Raw genomic sequence first — 15,668 nt, forward strand, 5'->3', positions numbered from 1 at the left:
TCTATTCCGGGAATTTCGAGACGATGATGAACATCACCGTGCCGGTGAGCATTGTGATGAAGGAATAGGTGTAGAGCGACAGCGCGAAGGGCTGGAACAGCATCAGGAAGCCGATCGCGATGAGCGCGGTCGCGATGTTTTCCATCAGGCCGCGTCTTGCCCAGACCGGCCAGCGCGATTTGCGTTTTTGAGGAGTGGTCATGCTCATTTGCGCACCGCGCCGAAGGTGATGCCGCGCAAGAGCTGCTTGCGGAGCAGGATGGTGAAGACCAGGATCGGCACCAGGAAGATGGTCGTGCCCGCGGCCACCGCCGGCCAGTCCTGGCCGCCTTCGCCGATGATGGTCGGGATGAAGGGCGGCGCGGTCTGCGCCGTGCCGGACGTGAGCAGGGCGGCGAACGCATATTCGTTCCAGGCGAAGATCAGGCAGAAGATGGCGGTCGCGGCGATACCGGTGGTCGCCTGCGGCAGCACGGTGCGCCAGAAGGCCTGCAGCCTTGTATAGCCGTCGATCATCGCCGCTTCCTCATATTCGCGCGGGATCTCGTCGATGAAGCCTTTCAGCAGCCACACCGCCAGCGAAACATTGACCGCTGTGTAGAGCAGGATCATGCCGAGCGCGGTGTCGGAGAGGCCGAGCTCGCGATACATCAGGTAGATGGGAATCGCGACGGCGATCGGCGGCATGAAGCGCGTCGACAGGATGAAGAACAGAAGGTCATCGGCCAAAGGCACCTTGAAGCGCGAGAAACCATAGGCGGACAGCGTGCCGAGGAACACCGCGCAGAAGGTCGAGCCGAAGGCGATGATCAGCGAGTTGACGAAGCGCGGCAGGAAGTTCGAGGGCCCGGCGATGACCATGTTGCGCTTGCGGACGGTCTCGTCGCAGAAGCCGGTCGCCGGTCCGAGCGAGTTGATGTATTCCGGCGTCTGCCGGGTGCGCGTGGTGAACAGGTTGCAATAGCCCTCGATGCTCGGCTGGAAGACGATCTTCGGCGGATAGGCGATCGAATCCGGCGGCGTCTTGAAGCTGGTCGCGAAGATCCAGAGCAGCGGAACGATCGAGATCAGCGCGTAGCCGACGACGAGCGCGCCGGCGACCCGCTTCGAGTTCGTCGAGGGCGCGACGACGGAATGGGCGGTGGTCAGGCTCATCTCTGCTTCACCTTGTTGAGCGCCTTGACGTAGATGTTGGCCAGCCCGAACACCGCGACGAACAGGATGATGGCGAAGGCCGAGGAATAGCCGGTGCGCCAGCTCTCGAAGGCCTGCCGCTTCAGCGTGATCGAGGCGACCTCGGTGGTCGAGCCCGGTCCACCGCCGGTCAAGAGATTGACCATGTCGAACATCTTGAAATTCTCGATGCCGCGGAACAGCACCGCGAGCATGATGAAGGGCAGCGCCATCGGTAGCGTGATCGACCAGAACTGCCGCCAGTTGGAAGCGCGGTCGACCTCGGCAGCCTCATAGATGTATTCCGGGATCGAACGCAGGCCGGCGAGGCAGATCAGCATCACGTAAGGCGTCCACATCCAGGTGTCGACGATGATGATCGACCACGGCGCCAGCTCGACGTTGGACAGCATCTGCACATTCGTCGGCGGAATGCCGGTGACGAAAGAGATGACATAGGAAAACAGCCCGATCTGCGGCTCATAAAGGAAGCGCCAGAAATTGCCGACCACCGCCGGCGACAGCATCATCGGCACCAGGATGATGGTCGTCCAGAAGGCATGGCCGCGGAATTTTCTGTCGATCAGCCAGGCCAGCGTGAAGCCGATCACCGTCTGCAACAGGATCGTCCAGAACACGAAATGCGCCGTCGTCTGCATGGCGATCCAGATGTCGTTGTCGCCGAGGATGCGCTGGTAGTTGGCGAAGCCGAGGTTCTTGACCACTTCGTTGGGCCGATTGGCGCGGAAGTTGGTGAACGACAGATAGATCGCCCAGAACAGCGGGAAGATGTTGATGGCAAGCAGCAACAGGATCGTCGGCGAGATGAACAGCCAGGCGAGGCCCTTGTCGCTGATGCCCCGGATCTTCCTGGCCAACGGTTCCGGGGTCGCCCGGGCAACGTTGTCCGCAGTCCGATTGAGCATGGTTAGTCCTGCTTCGGTCACGGGTCAGTCTCGGCGATGGAATTTATCTGAACTGCGTCCCGTGCCAAGGGCGGCACGGGACGCGGCGGTCACGGCTCGGGAGGAGCCTTGGATATTGCCTCGCGGCTACATCTTGCCGTCGTCCTGGAAGACCTGCGTCCAATCCTTGACCAGCCCGTCGAGCGCATCCTTGGGCGAGCCCTGGCCGGCGACGACATAGTCATGGAAGCGCTTTTGCGAGGCCTGCAGCAGCGGCGCGTAGCTGGGTTCGGCCCAGAAGTCCTTCACGATGGCCATCGAGTCGAGGAAGGCCTGCGCATAGGGCTGGCTGGACGGGAACTTCGGATCCTTGACGACCGAGTTCAGGCAGGAATAGCCGCCGAGCGACCACCACTTGGACTGCACGTCCTTGTTGGCGAACCACTTGATATATTTCAGCGCCGATTCCTGCTTGTCGGAGTAGGAAACCACAGAAATGCCCTGGCCGCCGAGCTGCGCGAACTGTTCGCCGTCGGGACCCTTCGGATTGACGAAGTAGCCGATCTTATCGCCGCCGACATTCTCGTCCTTCTGCAGGCCGGGCCAGGTGAAGGCGAAGTTCATGTGCATCGCCACCTGTCCGGATTTGAAGGCGTCGACGCCTTCACCCATGTAACTGTTGGAAGCGCCGGGCGGGGTGCAGCAGTCATAGAGCGCCTTGTAGAACTCCAGCCCCTTCACCGATTTCTCGGAGTTGACGAAGCCTTCCATCTCATAGGGCTTCTTCGGGTTCTCATACTGGAAGCCATAGCTGTAGAGCACGTCCATGGCGCCCATGGTGATGCCTTCCGAGCCGCGTTCGGTATAGATCGAGGCGCCGTAGACGGTCTTGCCGTCGATCTGCCGCTTCTGGAAGAATTCGGCGATCTGCTTCAGCTGGTCGAAGGTGGCCGGCGGGCCGAGGTCCCAGCCATACTTTTCCTTGAATTCCTTCTGCAATTCCGGCTTGGAGAACCAGTCCTTGCGATAGGTCCAGCCGACGACGTCGCCCATGGCCGGCAGCGCCCAGTAGTTCGGCGTGTTCTTCGGCCATTCGGAATAGCCCACCACGGTTGCCGGCACGAAGTCGTCCATGCTGATCTTCTCCTTGTCGAAGAAGTCGTTCAGCTTGACGTAATGGCCGTTCTCGGCGGCGCCGCCGATCCATTGGCTGTCGCCGATGATCAGGTCGCAGAGCTTGCCATGCGAGTTGAGCTCGTTGAGGAAGCGGTCGGCATAGTTGGTCCACGGCACGAATTCGAACTTCATGCCGATGCCGGTTTCCTTGGTGAAGTCCTTGGACAGTTCCACGAGCGCGTTCGCCGGATCCCAGGCCGCCCAACACAGCGTCAGGTCTTCCGCATGCGCGACGTTCGAGACGGCTGTCGACGCAAAGATCGCCGAGGCCAGTCCCAACGCCAGTTTCAAGGTCGATTTCATGCCTTCCTCCCATTTGCGAAACGCGTCCGGATGACGGTTTCAAGAGCCCGATAAACCCCTCCTCCGGGGCCTAAACATGGCGGTGCAGCAGCGCCGCAGATGTTTAGTAATTTGTTTAGTGATGCAATTTTTACTAAACAAGGCAAGCGAAATCGTTGCTGCGGCGCAGCATGGCAAAACGGGTGATTGAAATCGTTGGGAAATGATCGCTGGACACTGCGTCCCGCTGCCGTCAGCTGGCCCTGTTGGCCGGGCTCGGGCTTGCCGTCACCGGCCGCATCGGCGGCGCCGGCGGCAGCAGCGCGCGTATGTCGGCGAAGGGGAAAGTCGGCTCGAAGCGGTAGGCTTCGGCCAGCGCGCCGGCGGCGCCATTGCACTGGCCGGCGCGAAACTCGTTCTGGAGGCGCGCCCTGTGCACATAGTGCTCCGGGCCCTGCGAGTGGTGCGCGCGGATCGCCTTCGCCTTGACGTCCCAATGATGGGAAATCTCGACATAATGCGTCGGCGCAAAACCGGTGCCGCCGAGCGTGTCGGCATGCAGCACCGGGACAGTGAAGGATGCCGCGATTCGCACGCCGTCGGACAAGGCGCGATGGTCGCCATGATAATCGTAGGGCGCATGGGTGATCGCGAGGTCGGGTTTCACGTCGCCGATCAGCGCCTTCAGCACCGAAATGAATGCGGCGTCGGCGATGAGTTCGCCGTCGGGAAAGTCAAGGAAGCGCGGCTCGACACCGAGCAGGGCCGCCGCCCTGGCCGCTTCCTGGCGCCGCGTCCTCGCAAGCGCCGCCGGGTCGCCCTTGCCGCCCCTGGCGCCGTCCGTGGCTATCGCAAAAGTCAGCTCTGCGCCTAGCGCCGCATAGGCGGCCATCGTACCGAACATGAATATCTCGATGTCGTCGGGATGCGCGCCCAGCGCCAGTATCTTCACGTCTTCTCTCCCGGAAATGAAATCGTGCCGAACGGAATCCTGCTCGCCCTGATCGCCTATGCAAGCTATTCGGGCAGCGATGCCGTTATCAAGAGCCTGGGTGGACAGTTCACCGTCTTCGAGATCGGCTTCTTCTCGACCTTGTTTGCCGGCTGCTTTCTGTTCTTTACCAGACCCGCGGATGAGCGCTGGCGCGACTTCTGGCGCACCAAAAGGCCTTGGGCGGTACAGGCGCGTGCCTTGGCGGGTATCGCATCGGGCGTGCTCAGCGTCTTTGCCTTCACCACCATTCCGCTGGCGGAAGTCTATGCCTTGATCTTCCTCGCCCCTTTGCTGGTCACCATCCTGTCGACCGTCATCCTGAAGGAGAAGGTCGGCCCCTGGCGATGGCTGGCCGTGGTCGCCGGCTTTGCCGGCGTCATGCTGGTGGTGCGGCCTGGCTTTCGCGAGTTGCATCTCGGTCATCTCGCCGCCTTTGCCAATGCCTTCCTTGCCGCGACCAGCGTCATCCTGATGCGCTCGCTCGCCCAGCGGGAAAGGCGCACGACGATCCGCGGCGCGCTGGTCGGTTATGGCCTGGTCTTCAACGGCGTCGGCGCGGCCGCGACGTCGTTCGCGCTTCCCAATCTCGGGCAACTGGTCTGGCTGATGCTGGCCGGGATTTTCACCGCCGGCGGACAGCTGCTGCAACTGCTTGCCGTCAAATACGCGCCCGCCAACCGCATCGCGCCGACGCATTACTCGCAGATTGTCTGGGCGGTCATCCTCGGTGCGCTGTTCTTCCAGGAATATCCCGACTGGCTCTCGTTGGTCGGTCTGGCGGTGGTCGGCGCTTCCGGCCTTCTGACGATGGTGCGCGAGGAGGTGAGGCTCGGCACCGTGCGCTGGAATCCGTTTTCACGCACCAGGCTTTGACTTCGAAAGTTGCATGGCGACCGTGACCGCTGATATGCGGGCGTGATGACGACGAAACCCTTGCCGGAACTCCCGGTCACGGCCGTGCTGCCGGCGCTGGGCGCCGCGCTTGCCGGCCGCAGCAGCGCCGTGCTGGTGGCGCCTCCCGGCGCCGGCAAAACGACGCTGGTGCCTTTGGCGCTGCTCGATGTGCCCTGGCTCGGCAAAGGCAGGATCGTGTTGCTCGAACCGCGCCGTCTCGCCGCCCGCGCCGCCGCCCGCCGCATGGCCGAATTGCTGGGCGAGGAGCCAGGCGGCACCGTCGGCTACGCCATGCGCATGGAGAACCGCACGTCGGCGCGGACAAGAATCCTGGTCGTCACCGAAGGCGTGCTCGCGCGCATGATCCTCGACGACCCCGAACTGCCCGGGGTCTCGGCGGTGATCTTCGACGAATTCCACGAGCGCTCGCTCGACGGCGATTTCGGCCTGGCGCTGGCGCTCGACGTGCAGGGCGCGCTGAGGCCGGATCTGCGTCTGCTGGTCATGTCGGCGACGCTCGATGGCGCCCGCGTCGCAAGGCTTCTGGCGCAGGCGCCAGTGATCGAAAGCAAGGGCCGTGCCTTCCCGGTCGAGATCCGTTATGACGAACGGCCGGCTGGCGTGGCGATAGAGGACGCCATGGCCAGGGCCGTGCGTGCGGCTTTGGCCGGCGAGCAGGGCAGCGTGCTCGCCTTCCTGCCCGGACAGCGCGAGATCGAGCGCACCGCCGAGCGGTTGTACGCCAACGTCGCCGCCGACACCGACATAGTTCCGCTCTACGGCCAGCTCGACAACCGCGCGCAGGACGCCGCGATCAAGCCGGCGCCGACCGGCCGCCGCAAGGTGGTGCTGGCGACCTCGATCGCCGAGACCTCGATCACCATCGACGGCGTGCGCGTCGTCATCGATTCCGGCCTGTCGCGGCTGCCGCGCTACGAGCCGTCGAGCGGCCTGACCAGGCTGGAAACCGTGCGCGTCAGCAGGGCCTCGGCCGACCAGCGCGCCGGCCGCGCCGGTCGTACCCAACCCGGCGTGGCGGTGCGCCTGTGGCGCGCCGAGCAGACCGCGTCGCTTCCCGCCTTCACGCCGCCGGAAATCCTCGAGGCCGATCTGTCCGGCCTGCTGCTCGACTGCGCCGCTTTCGGTGTCGCCGATCCGTCGAGCCTCTCGTTCCTCGATCCGCCGCCGGCCCCCGCCCTCAACGAGGCGAGGGCTCTGCTCAAGGCGCTTCACGCGATCGGCGATGCCGGCCGGCTGACGGAGGGGGGCGCTGCCATGCGCAAGCTGGCGCTGCCGGTGCGGCTGGCGCATATGGTGGCCGAGGCGGCGAAGACCGGCCATGCGCGGGAGGCGGCCATGCTTGCCGTGCTTTTGACCGAGCGCGGGCTCGGCGGCGACAGCGCCGACCTCGAACGCCGGCTGCTGCGCTTCGGCAGTGAACGATCGCCACGCTCCAATGCCGCGCGACAATTGGCGGAGCGCCTGGCCAGGCAGGCCGGCGGGGAAAGAAACGACACATCTGCCAGCGCCGGCTCGCTCCTCATCCATGCCTGGCCGGACCGCGTGGCAAGGGCGCGCGGCGAGCGCGGCCGCTTCGTCCTCGCCAATGGCTCGGGCGCCATGGTCGATGCCGCCGATCCGCTGGCCAATGAAACCTGGCTGGTGGTCGCCGACTTGCAGGGCAAGGCGCAGAACGCCCGCATCACCGCTGCCGCGCCGGTCGACGAAGCCGATATCCGCGCCGCCCTTGCCGATCGCATCGAGACGAGGCGCGAGGCGATGTTCGACCGCGAGCGCCGCGCCGTGCGCATGCGCGAAACCGCGTGGCTCGGCGCCATCACGCTTTCAGAGCGCATGCTGCCGGCCCCTTCCGGAACCGATGCCGACCGCGCCATGACGGCTGCCTTGCGTGAGCACGGCCTGTCGCTGCTCGACTGGGGCAAGGACGCGGAAACGCTCCGCCAGCGGCTAGGCTGGCTGCATCGCGGCCTTGGCGCGCTCTGGCCGGACGTTTCCGATAACGCTCTTCGGGACCGCCTCGACGACTGGCTGCTGCCGTTTCTCGCCGGCGATGCCTCCTTCGCGGCCATCAAGCCGGCAACGCTGTCGGCCGCCTTGATGGCGCTGGTCCCGCACGACCTGCAGCGCAAGGTCGACGCGCTGGCGCCAACCCATTTCGACGCACCGTCGGGCAGCCACGTGCCGATCCGCTATGACGGCGAGTGGCCGGTGCTGGCGATCCGCGTGCAGGAGCTGTTCGGCCTCGACCGTCATCCGGCGATCGCCGGCGGCACCGTACCGTTGACGCTCGAATTGCTGTCGCCGGCGCATCGGCCGATCCAGACGACGCGCGATCTGCCCGGCTTCTGGCGCGGCTCCTGGGCGGATGTGCGCATCGACATGCGCGGCCGCTACCCCAGGCATGTCTGGCCGGATAACCCGCTGCTGGCCACCGCCACCAGCCGTGCCAAGCCGCGCGGGACATAGGTTCGCGCCGCTTCGGCAGGTCATTCGCGTTAGTGGGCAATGTGCGTTGGTGATGGGCGAGAACGCCCATCACCTCGTCATCCTCGGGTCTGCGCGCCGCTTCGCGTCGCTCCGCCCGTGGATGACGAAGTCGCGAGGGGCCTCGGCCACTCCCGAATGTTCATAATGGTGAACCGAAACGATGAAACGCCGGCTGCCTACCCGGTCAGGTCGCCCTTACAGGGCTACTAGCGCTCACCCTCCCGCGGCTATAATCGTAAGTCGATGATCAACATCCTGCGCGCGCCCGATTCCCAGCAAAGCCAGCGATTGCGGCTCAACACGCTGATCCGCCTGCGCTGGCTGGCTATTGTCGGCCAGAGCCTGACCGTGCTTGTCGTCGCCTATGGCCTGAAATTCCCGCTGCCGGTGCCGATGTGTTTTGCGCTGATTGCCTGCTCGGCCTGGATGAATCTGTGGCTCACCTTCCGCTATCCGGCGGCGCACCGCCTGACGCCGCTTTCGGCCTTCGCCATCCTGACCTTCGACGGCATCCAGCTCACCGGCCTGCTCTACATGACCGGCGGCCTGACCAATCCGTTTTCCGTGCTGCTTTCCGTGCCGGTCGTCATCTCGGCCGCTTCGCTGCCGCTGCGGCTCACCGCCGTCCTCGGCGCGCTGGTCATGATTGCGGTGACGCTTCTGGTGTTCTTCCACCTGCCGCTGCCCTGGTATGAAGGGTCGCCCTTGCCGATGCCGTTCATCTATGTCGCCGGCATGTGGATGGCGGTATTTGCCTCGATCGCCTTCACCGCCATCTATGCGTTCCGCGTCGCGGCGGAAGCGCGCCTGCTTGCCAACGCGCTTACCGCCACCGAACTGGTGCTGCAGCGCGAGCAGCATCTGTCGGCGCTGGACGGGCTGGCCGCCGCCGCCGCGCATGAACTCGGCACGCCCCTGGCCACCATCACCGTCGTCGCCAAGGAGATGGAAAAGGCGCTCGGCAAGGACCCGAAATACGGGGAGGACGTGAAGTTGCTGCGCTCGCAGAGCGAGCGTTGCCGCGAGATACTGAAGCGGCTGACCAGCCTTTCGTCCGAAGGCGAAGTGCATATGTCGCGCATGCCGCTCACCTCGCTGGTCGAGGAGGTGACGGCGCCGCATCGCGATTTCGGCATCTCGATCCGGCTGCGGCCCGGCGAGCGCATCGGCCCCGAGCCGGTCGGCCAGCGCAGCCCCGGCGTCATTTACGGGCTTGGCAACCTGGTCGAAAATGCCGTCGATTTCGCGCGTAAGTCGGTCACAGTCAGCTGGAGCTGGGACAACGAGACGGTCGTCTTCTCGATCACCGATGACGGGCCGGGTTTTCCGGCCGAGATCATCGACCGCATCGGCGAGCCTTATATGTCGACGCGCCAGGGCACCGAGGCCGGCGGCGGGCTGGGGCTCGGGCTGTTCATCGCCAAGACCTTGCTGGAACGGTCGGGCGCCACGATCGATTTCCGCAATTCGAGTGGACTCGGCGAAGGCGCCGTGGTGCAGATCGCCTGGCCGCGCGGCGTCTTCCTCAACCAGGAGCTGGCTTCGGCCACCATGTTCGACAACGCGTAACCCTTGCTTACTACACGGCGGCTCTGTTGCCGGCTCTAAAAATTGGACATTGCTGTTGCAGGACTGTATCTGCGTAAAAGTGAGGCATGTCGCCTAAAACTGTGCAACGATTTTCGGACGACATGCCCGGAAAACAAGGATTTGAAGAGCCTTCGCCAGAATCGGTCTCGGCGCGGCGCGCTTCGGGTCAGTAGGATGCCGATAAGATGAGCGGAGACGAAACGGCTGGCGCCATGGTGGAGGGCGAGGATACCTCGCTGCTCATCGTCGAGGACGACAAGCCGTTCCTCACCCGGCTTGCCCGGGCCATGGAAACCCGGGGCTTCGTAGTCGAGACGGCGGAGAGCGTGGAAGAGGCGATCGCCAAGGCGCGCGCCCATCCGCCGGCCTATGCGGTGGTCGACATGCGGCTGGGCGACGGCAACGGTCTCGATGTCGTGGCAGCCATCCGCGAGAAGCGCAACGACGCCCGCGCCATCATTCTGACCGGCTACGGCAACATCGCCACCGCGGTGACGGCGGTGAAGCTCGGCGCCGTCGACTACCTGTCCAAGCCTGCCGACGCCGACGACGTCTTCGCCGCCCTCACCCGCACTTCCGGCGAGCGCGCGGCACCCCCGGAAAACCCGATGTCGGCCGACCGCGTGCGCTGGGAGCACATCCAGCGCGTCTACGAAATGTGCGACCGCAACGTGTCCGAGACGGCGCGCCGTCTCAACATGCATCGCCGCACCCTGCAGCGGATTCTGGCGAAGCGGGCGCCTCGTTAGGATCGCCGGACTTACCGAATAAACGCTTCGACCAACGCCGGTTTCGGTTGATGGCGAAGACCCAAACCGCCGACGTCAGTGCTGCCCCTCATCGCCTGCCGGGCACTTCTCCCCGTATAGTGACGGGGAGAAGGGGCTCTGGCCGCAGCCTTGGCGCCCTTCTTGCAACGCTGGTGATTGGCGAAACCGCCGGTGACAGCCCCCTCAACCCGCCACTATACGGGGAGAGGATGCCGGCAGGCAGGTGAGGGGCGGCGCCAGCGTTTGAAAATTGTGACGCTTGCCCAGCCGGAGAGGTTTGCGCATCATCGCCAATTATGCCGATAGAACTGGCAACGGAGGGTTCATGCAAGACGAACGGCCAAAATCGATCCTGCGCGAATTCCTCGACGGTGAGGCGGCCGGCGGCATCATCCTGATGGTGGCCGCCGCGCTTGCGCTCATCGTCGCCAACTCGCCTCTAGCTGAAACCTATTTCGCCGTCCTTCACGCGCATCTCGGGCCGCTCAGCGTCTCGCACTGGATCAATGACGGGCTGATGGCGGTATTCTTCCTGCTGGTCGGGCTGGAGATAAAGCGCGAGATGCTGGACGGGCAGCTCTCGACCTGGCCGCGGCGGGTGCTGCCCGGCATCGCCGCCGCCGGCGGCATGGTGGTGCCGGCGCTGGTCTATGTCGCGGTCAACCGCGACAATCCGGCAGCACTTTCCGGCTGGGCGATCCCCACCGCCACCGACATCGCCTTCGCGCTCGGCGTTCTGTCGCTGCTCGGCAGCCGGGTGCCGGCCTCGCTGAAAGTCTTCCTCACCGCTTTGGCCATCATCGACGACCTCGGCGCCGTCATCATCATCGCGCTGTTCTACACCAGCGGCCTGTCGCTCGCCTATCTGGCGGCCGCCTTCGCCGTCATCGCTTTGCTGGTGGTGCTCAACCGCATGCGGGCCATGAAGCTCTGGCCTTATCTGCTGCTCGGCGCGCTGCTGTGGGTGCTGGTGCTGAAGTCGGGCGTGCATGCCACGCTGGCCGGCGTGGCGCTGGCGCTCACCATCCCGCTGGAGCGTTCTCCCGGCATCAGCCACGAAACAGAACATTCGCCGTTGCACCGGCTGGAACACGGCCTGCACAAACTGGTGCCCTTCCTCATCATCCCGATCTTCGGCTTCGCCAATGCCGGCGTCTCGCTCGGCGGCCTGAGCTTCGCCGCATTGGTCGAACCGCTGACATTGGGTGTCGCCGCCGGCCTTGTCCTCGGCAAGCTGGTCGGCGTCTTCGGCTCCTCGGCTTTGGCCATCCGGTTCGGCCTCGCCGACCTGCCGGCCAATGCCGGCTGGTGGCATATGCTGGGCATTTCGCTGCTGTGCGGCATCGGCTTCACCATGAGCCTGTTCATCGGCCTGCTCGCCTTCGCCAGGGACCCGGCGCTCCAGGACGCGGTGAAGGTCGGCATTCTTGCCGGCTCGCTGATTGCCGCGCTGCTGGGCGCCGCCATCCTGCTCATGGCGCCGGCGGCTGGCAGGCAGGAAGAAGATCTGGGCTAACCCGTTGGGGTAAGAGGCTCCGGCGGCAGGCTAAAGGCCGCGAACAAAGCGGGGCCGAGCGGCGGGACATAGATCGTCAGCGAGGCGATTTTGCCGTCGGCGGGTTCGATGACGTGCAGCGAGTGGGGCCGCCACGCGAAATCCTGACGGCCGAGCGCGTAAACGCCCGCGGCCGGCTGGGCGTTGGCGCCGATGGCCACCGCGCGGTAAGCGGCAAAATTGCCCCAGACGCTCCCCAGGAAAGCGCCGATTGCCGGGCGTCCGCGATACCATTCCCGCCATGGCGGCATATGGTAGATGGCGTCTTCGCGCAGCAGCGCGACGAGCCCGTCCAGATTGTCGGCCTGCCAGGCCTGCATATAGCGTTCGAGCAGCAGGCCTTCGTCCGCACCGGGCCGTGATCGCTGCGGCGGGCGCCCCTGGGGGTAATGCCCGCCCAGCGTCGCGCGGGCCCGCTGCAAGGCGCTGTTGATCGAGACGGTCGATCCGCCCAGCAATTGCGCGGTCTCGATGGCGGACCATCCGAGCACATCGCAAAGCAGCAGGGCCGCGCGCTGCCGCGGCGGCAACAGCTGGATCGCCGCCACGAAAGCAAGTCGCACGGCCTCGCGGGCCTCGTAACGCGCTTCCGGACCGGGCCTATCATCGGCAATGTCGGGCAGCTCCGCGTCGGGATATGGCTCCAGCCAGGCGAGCCCGGTGGCCGGTCCGCCGGTCGCCCTTCCTTCGGCGGCCGCCCGTCCGGGTTGCTCGAGAATGCGGCGCGCCGACGACCGAGCCTTGATGGCATTGAGGCAGCTGTTGGTGGCGATGCTGTAGAGCCAGCCGCGTGCCGAGCCGCGTCCGTCGAATTGCGACCGCGCGCGCCAGGCCTTGAGGAACGTCTCCTGGACGAGATCGTCCGCCTCGTTGAGCGAGCCCATCATCCGGTAACAATGAAGCTTCAGCTCGCGGCGGTGGGCGACGGTCAGGCGCTCGAAGGCCAGCCGGTCGAGGACCGGCCGGCCTGGCCGGCCCAAAGGCTCGACGGGGCCGGAAGCGTCAGTCATGGGAAGCCCGGGGAGCTGAATTGCGCCGGCATCCTGCGCGCCTCATGCCGCCGCCGCAAGACCGCTGCCGCTGACGGTAAAGGAACTGCCCTGCGGCTTCCCGGTTGCGAGCTGAATCACCGCCCGTCCGACATCGGCCGGCGTCTGCATGTCGGTCATACTCGCCAGGAAGTCGGCCGGACGGATGCCCATATAGGCCGCAATGCCATCGATGCCGCGATCGCCGACCCCGGTGCCGGGCATGATGCGGGCTGGCGAAAGCGCCATGAAGCGCAGGCCGAGGCCCAGCCGGTCCGATTCCTTCTGGCAATGGCCGGCCAGGAATATCTGCATGCGCTTGGCGCCGGCATAGCCGCCGGAATTCGGCGGTCCTCCGCTAATGGCGGCGCCGCTGGCGATCAGCAACACCCGGCTTCCAGGCTTGAGCCGACCCTTGAGGGCTTCCCGGCAGAACAGGAACGACGCCTTGACGTCCATTTCCCAATTCGCCGAGAAGGCCTCCCAGCTCTGCTCCTGTATTGGCGCGGCAGGGGCGAGCGCGCCGGCGCAAACCACCAGCACGTCGGGTGCCAGCGCATCGAAAACCGCTTCCGGCGCGGTTTCCGCCGTCGCGTCCGCGCTAAGGGTCCTCAAGCCCGGGCGTTCCCAGGCGAGTTGCTTCAGGTCGCCGGCGCCACGGGCAATGGCAAGCACGGTCGCTCCCTCGCCAAGCGCTGCTTCCACGATCGAGCGGCCGACACCCCGGCTGCCGCCGACGACGACGACATTCTGATTTTGCAACGATTTCATTTGATCACCTCTTGTCCAGGCCGCCGGCCATCCGGACGCGCCTGTTGGTGAAGACAATCGGGATCGGCGGAAATCATCGGTACGGAACGAATATTCTTGCCGGGCCTAGGCAGGGATCGGCTTGAGCCCCGGCCTGATGCCGGACCCCGGCGGCAACACGCCGGCACTCACGCCCTGCGACGGGTATCTACTCGCTCTCGCCATCCAGCGCCGGCACCGGAACGCCGGCAAGCTCGGCGGCCAAGAGCCGGGCGGCACCCGCGCGGGCGATCCGCAGCATCAGCGCCTTGCGCGTCGCAGCCGCCATGCGGTGCTCCGGCGCGTCGCGCAGGATCTCCGCGCCATAACCGTCGGAGAGGATGAAACCGCATTCCTCGGGGAAGATTTCCTGCGGAACGCCGGGATGGGTGGCGAAGAAGAAGCGATCGGAATGCAGCCGGTAGTCCGGCCATTTGCGGTCGACCCGGAAATCCTCGATCGAGGATTTGATCTCGATGATCCAGATATCGCCCTGCCGCGTCAGCGCCACGAGGTCGGCGCGCCTCCCGGTGGCCAAGGACAACTCCGGCAGCACATGCGCGCCCATTTCGGTAAGCAGCCGCTGCACGCCGCGCCGCACCAGCATGGCGCGTTCCGACTGGCGACCGTCGATCAAGGGGTTGAGGGGAATCGGCGAAACGAGTGGCATGGGAGGCACCATGCCAGATTTTGTTCACGGTTTGAACCCATGTCGGGATAGGAACATATTCAGGACAGATAGCGAAGAGCCGTCGTGCCCTCAAAGAGTCTTATAAGCTTTTACAGCGAGCAAGAGCTGCACCACTGCCGCGCACTGCAACAAGTTGCCGAGCCGGAGGCTGACGCCCGCAGGATTAATCGCTCCGGGCTTTTTAACCTAGGTAATTGCGATAAGTGCGGTCGTGCCGCTCTACTGGTCGATCGCAGGCCGGACGAGGGTAAGGCCATGAGCGTCCAAGGCGCCATCGATCCAGATGAACTGGCGATGCTGACGGGCATTCTAGAAGAGCATTGCCAATCCAGAGGCATCGCGGCGGATAGCATAGATCGCGACAACCTGGCCGTCCGCCTCATCACGCTTTTCGCATCCGGCATCACTGACATTGACGACCTGAAGCGGGCGCTAACCAGGACCCGGGATCCAGCCTAGCATCACAGGAACAAACGCCACCTTTCAATTCGAGCAGCCATGGCGCTCTATTGCCGGCCCCGTTTTATTCCCTTCCCGCTGCTTTGCTTAGCCGATTTCTGAAGCAGAAAGCCGGCGAAACTTGCGCTTGGAAGCCGCACAGAAAGGCCCGGAACCCGGTCAGTCACCTTAGCCGTGTAGGCCGGGCGTCTCAGAAAAACCCTGCGGCAATGACCAGGATGATCCCGACAACCGCCAAGGCCATGACCACGACCATTGCAATCTCAAAATGGCCGCCGCCATTCCTCACTTTGTCCGTCATTTTTGCGCTCCCCAATGGTGCCCCGCCTCTTTTGTTTTCCCTTCCCCAAAGGAAGATGAGGGCCGCGTCTGGCGGAATCACTAATGTTAATGGCGAGTTAAAGAAATGCCCCTGAAAGCCTGACTGAGGTGTATGCTCTATCCTTGCGGAAGGACGGCGGGTACGCTTGGCGCTGGAATGCTTTACGCGGCTGTAACGCAATGGGCTCCGGATTACGCTCGGGCCATAATCGCGGGCGCTGACAAAGACAGAGTGCGCCGGGCAGCGATGCTGAGTGATTTGCAGCATTCAATCGCTACAAGCCGGGGCGCTCTTGAGAAATCCCGGATGCTCCTGCATCGGATAAACGAGCGTCAAAAGTCTGGGAAGCTTCACACGGCTAGGGATGGCCGATGCAGTTTGGGACGATTGGGTTGTTAAATATATAGTCGACCGTGAACAATGAGATTGGTCAGGCATCGATCTCGTTTGGCTGACTTTGGAGGGCTGCGATGAGAAGCCACAAAAGCTGCCTGAACCAGTTGAGCAGGAGGGAGAAGTTGTAGCCGGCGGC

Annotated in this window: 14 protein-coding genes; 6 read left to right on the forward strand and 8 right to left on the reverse strand. The window is 64.6% G+C overall.

The window, feature by feature from the left end; translation table 11 throughout:
- Position 1: 1 nt before the first annotated feature.
- The 5 genes from RFM68_RS19095 to RFM68_RS19115 form a co-directional block, all read right to left on the reverse strand.
- Complete coding sequence (locus RFM68_RS19095) at positions 2 to 208, reverse strand: hypothetical protein (RefSeq protein ID WP_320234553.1); 207 nt, start codon at positions 206 to 208, stop codon at positions 2 to 4.
- Complete coding sequence (locus tag RFM68_RS19100) at positions 205 to 1,155, reverse strand: carbohydrate ABC transporter permease (protein ID WP_320234554.1); 951 nt, start codon at positions 1,153 to 1,155, stop codon at positions 205 to 207. The genes RFM68_RS19095 and RFM68_RS19100 overlap by 4 nt, the downstream gene beginning before the upstream one ends.
- On the reverse strand, positions 1,152 to 2,099 hold the full coding sequence (locus tag RFM68_RS19105) for a carbohydrate ABC transporter permease (protein ID WP_320234555.1): 948 nt from the start codon (positions 2,097 to 2,099) through the stop codon (positions 1,152 to 1,154). Before RFM68_RS19105 ends, RFM68_RS19100 begins: the two co-directional genes overlap by 4 nt.
- Before the next feature lie 126 nt (positions 2,100 to 2,225).
- Positions 2,226 to 3,557: an ABC transporter substrate-binding protein gene (locus RFM68_RS19110; protein WP_320234556.1), complete on the reverse strand. Its 1,332-nt coding sequence runs from the start codon at positions 3,555 to 3,557 to the stop codon at positions 2,226 to 2,228.
- A 232-nt stretch (positions 3,558 to 3,789) separates the two neighbouring features.
- Positions 3,790 to 4,488, reverse strand: coding sequence for a PIG-L deacetylase family protein (locus RFM68_RS19115; RefSeq protein WP_320234557.1), 699 nt, complete (start codon positions 4,486 to 4,488; stop codon positions 3,790 to 3,792).
- A gap of 24 nt (positions 4,489 to 4,512) precedes the next feature.
- On the opposite strand from RFM68_RS19115, the gene RFM68_RS19120 reads away from it, so the two are divergent.
- The 5 genes from RFM68_RS19120 to nhaA all read left to right on the forward strand — a co-directional run bounded on the left by RFM68_RS19120 (position 4,513) and on the right by nhaA (position 11,808).
- Positions 4,513 to 5,403 carry a DMT family transporter gene (locus RFM68_RS19120; protein WP_320234558.1) on the forward strand — a complete coding sequence of 297 codons (891 nt, stop codon included), beginning with the start codon at positions 4,513 to 4,515 and terminating at the stop codon, positions 5,401 to 5,403.
- A gap of 45 nt (positions 5,404 to 5,448) precedes the next feature.
- A complete protein-coding gene (gene hrpB, locus RFM68_RS19125; RefSeq protein ID WP_320234559.1) occupies positions 5,449 to 7,911 on the forward strand; it encodes an ATP-dependent helicase HrpB in 2,463 nt (820 codons plus the stop codon).
- 264 nt (positions 7,912 to 8,175) lie between these two features.
- Entirely contained in the window at positions 8,176 to 9,501 is a 1,326-nt protein-coding gene (locus tag RFM68_RS19130) for an ActS/PrrB/RegB family redox-sensitive histidine kinase (protein ID WP_320234560.1), read from the forward strand.
- Between the two features lie 206 nt (positions 9,502 to 9,707).
- Positions 9,708 to 10,271, forward strand: coding sequence for an ActR/PrrA/RegA family redox response regulator transcription factor (locus tag RFM68_RS19135; protein WP_320234561.1), 564 nt, complete (start codon positions 9,708 to 9,710; stop codon positions 10,269 to 10,271).
- Positions 10,272 to 10,617: 346 nt separating this feature from the next.
- Complete coding sequence (gene nhaA, locus RFM68_RS19140) at positions 10,618 to 11,808, forward strand: Na+/H+ antiporter NhaA (RefSeq protein WP_320234562.1); 1,191 nt, start codon at positions 10,618 to 10,620, stop codon at positions 11,806 to 11,808.
- Here the strand turns inward: nhaA and RFM68_RS19145 are convergent.
- From RFM68_RS19145 to RFM68_RS19155, 3 genes are all read right to left on the reverse strand, one after another.
- Positions 11,805 to 12,857: an RNA polymerase subunit sigma-70 gene (locus tag RFM68_RS19145; protein ID WP_320234563.1), complete on the reverse strand. Its 1,053-nt coding sequence runs from the start codon at positions 12,855 to 12,857 to the stop codon at positions 11,805 to 11,807. The two genes, nhaA and RFM68_RS19145, sit on opposite strands and share 4 nt — an antisense overlap.
- A 42-nt stretch (positions 12,858 to 12,899) precedes the next feature.
- Positions 12,900 to 13,646, reverse strand: coding sequence for an SDR family oxidoreductase (locus tag RFM68_RS19150; RefSeq protein ID WP_320234564.1), 747 nt, complete (start codon positions 13,644 to 13,646; stop codon positions 12,900 to 12,902).
- A gap of 187 nt (positions 13,647 to 13,833) precedes the next feature.
- On the reverse strand, positions 13,834 to 14,334 hold the full coding sequence (locus tag RFM68_RS19155) for an MmcB family DNA repair protein (RefSeq protein WP_320234565.1): 501 nt from the start codon (positions 14,332 to 14,334) through the stop codon (positions 13,834 to 13,836).
- 276 nt (positions 14,335 to 14,610) lie between these two features.
- On the opposite strand from RFM68_RS19155, the gene RFM68_RS19160 reads away from it, so the two are divergent.
- Positions 14,611 to 14,814, forward strand: a complete 204-nt coding sequence (locus RFM68_RS19160) for a hypothetical protein (RefSeq protein ID WP_320234566.1) — start codon at positions 14,611 to 14,613, stop codon at positions 14,812 to 14,814.
- The last annotated feature ends 854 nt before the right edge of the window (positions 14,815 to 15,668 follow it).

Origin of the sequence: Mesorhizobium montanum (genome assembly GCF_033977145.1) — a bacterium.
GTDB lineage: Bacteria > Pseudomonadota > Alphaproteobacteria > Rhizobiales > Rhizobiaceae > Mesorhizobium > Mesorhizobium montanum.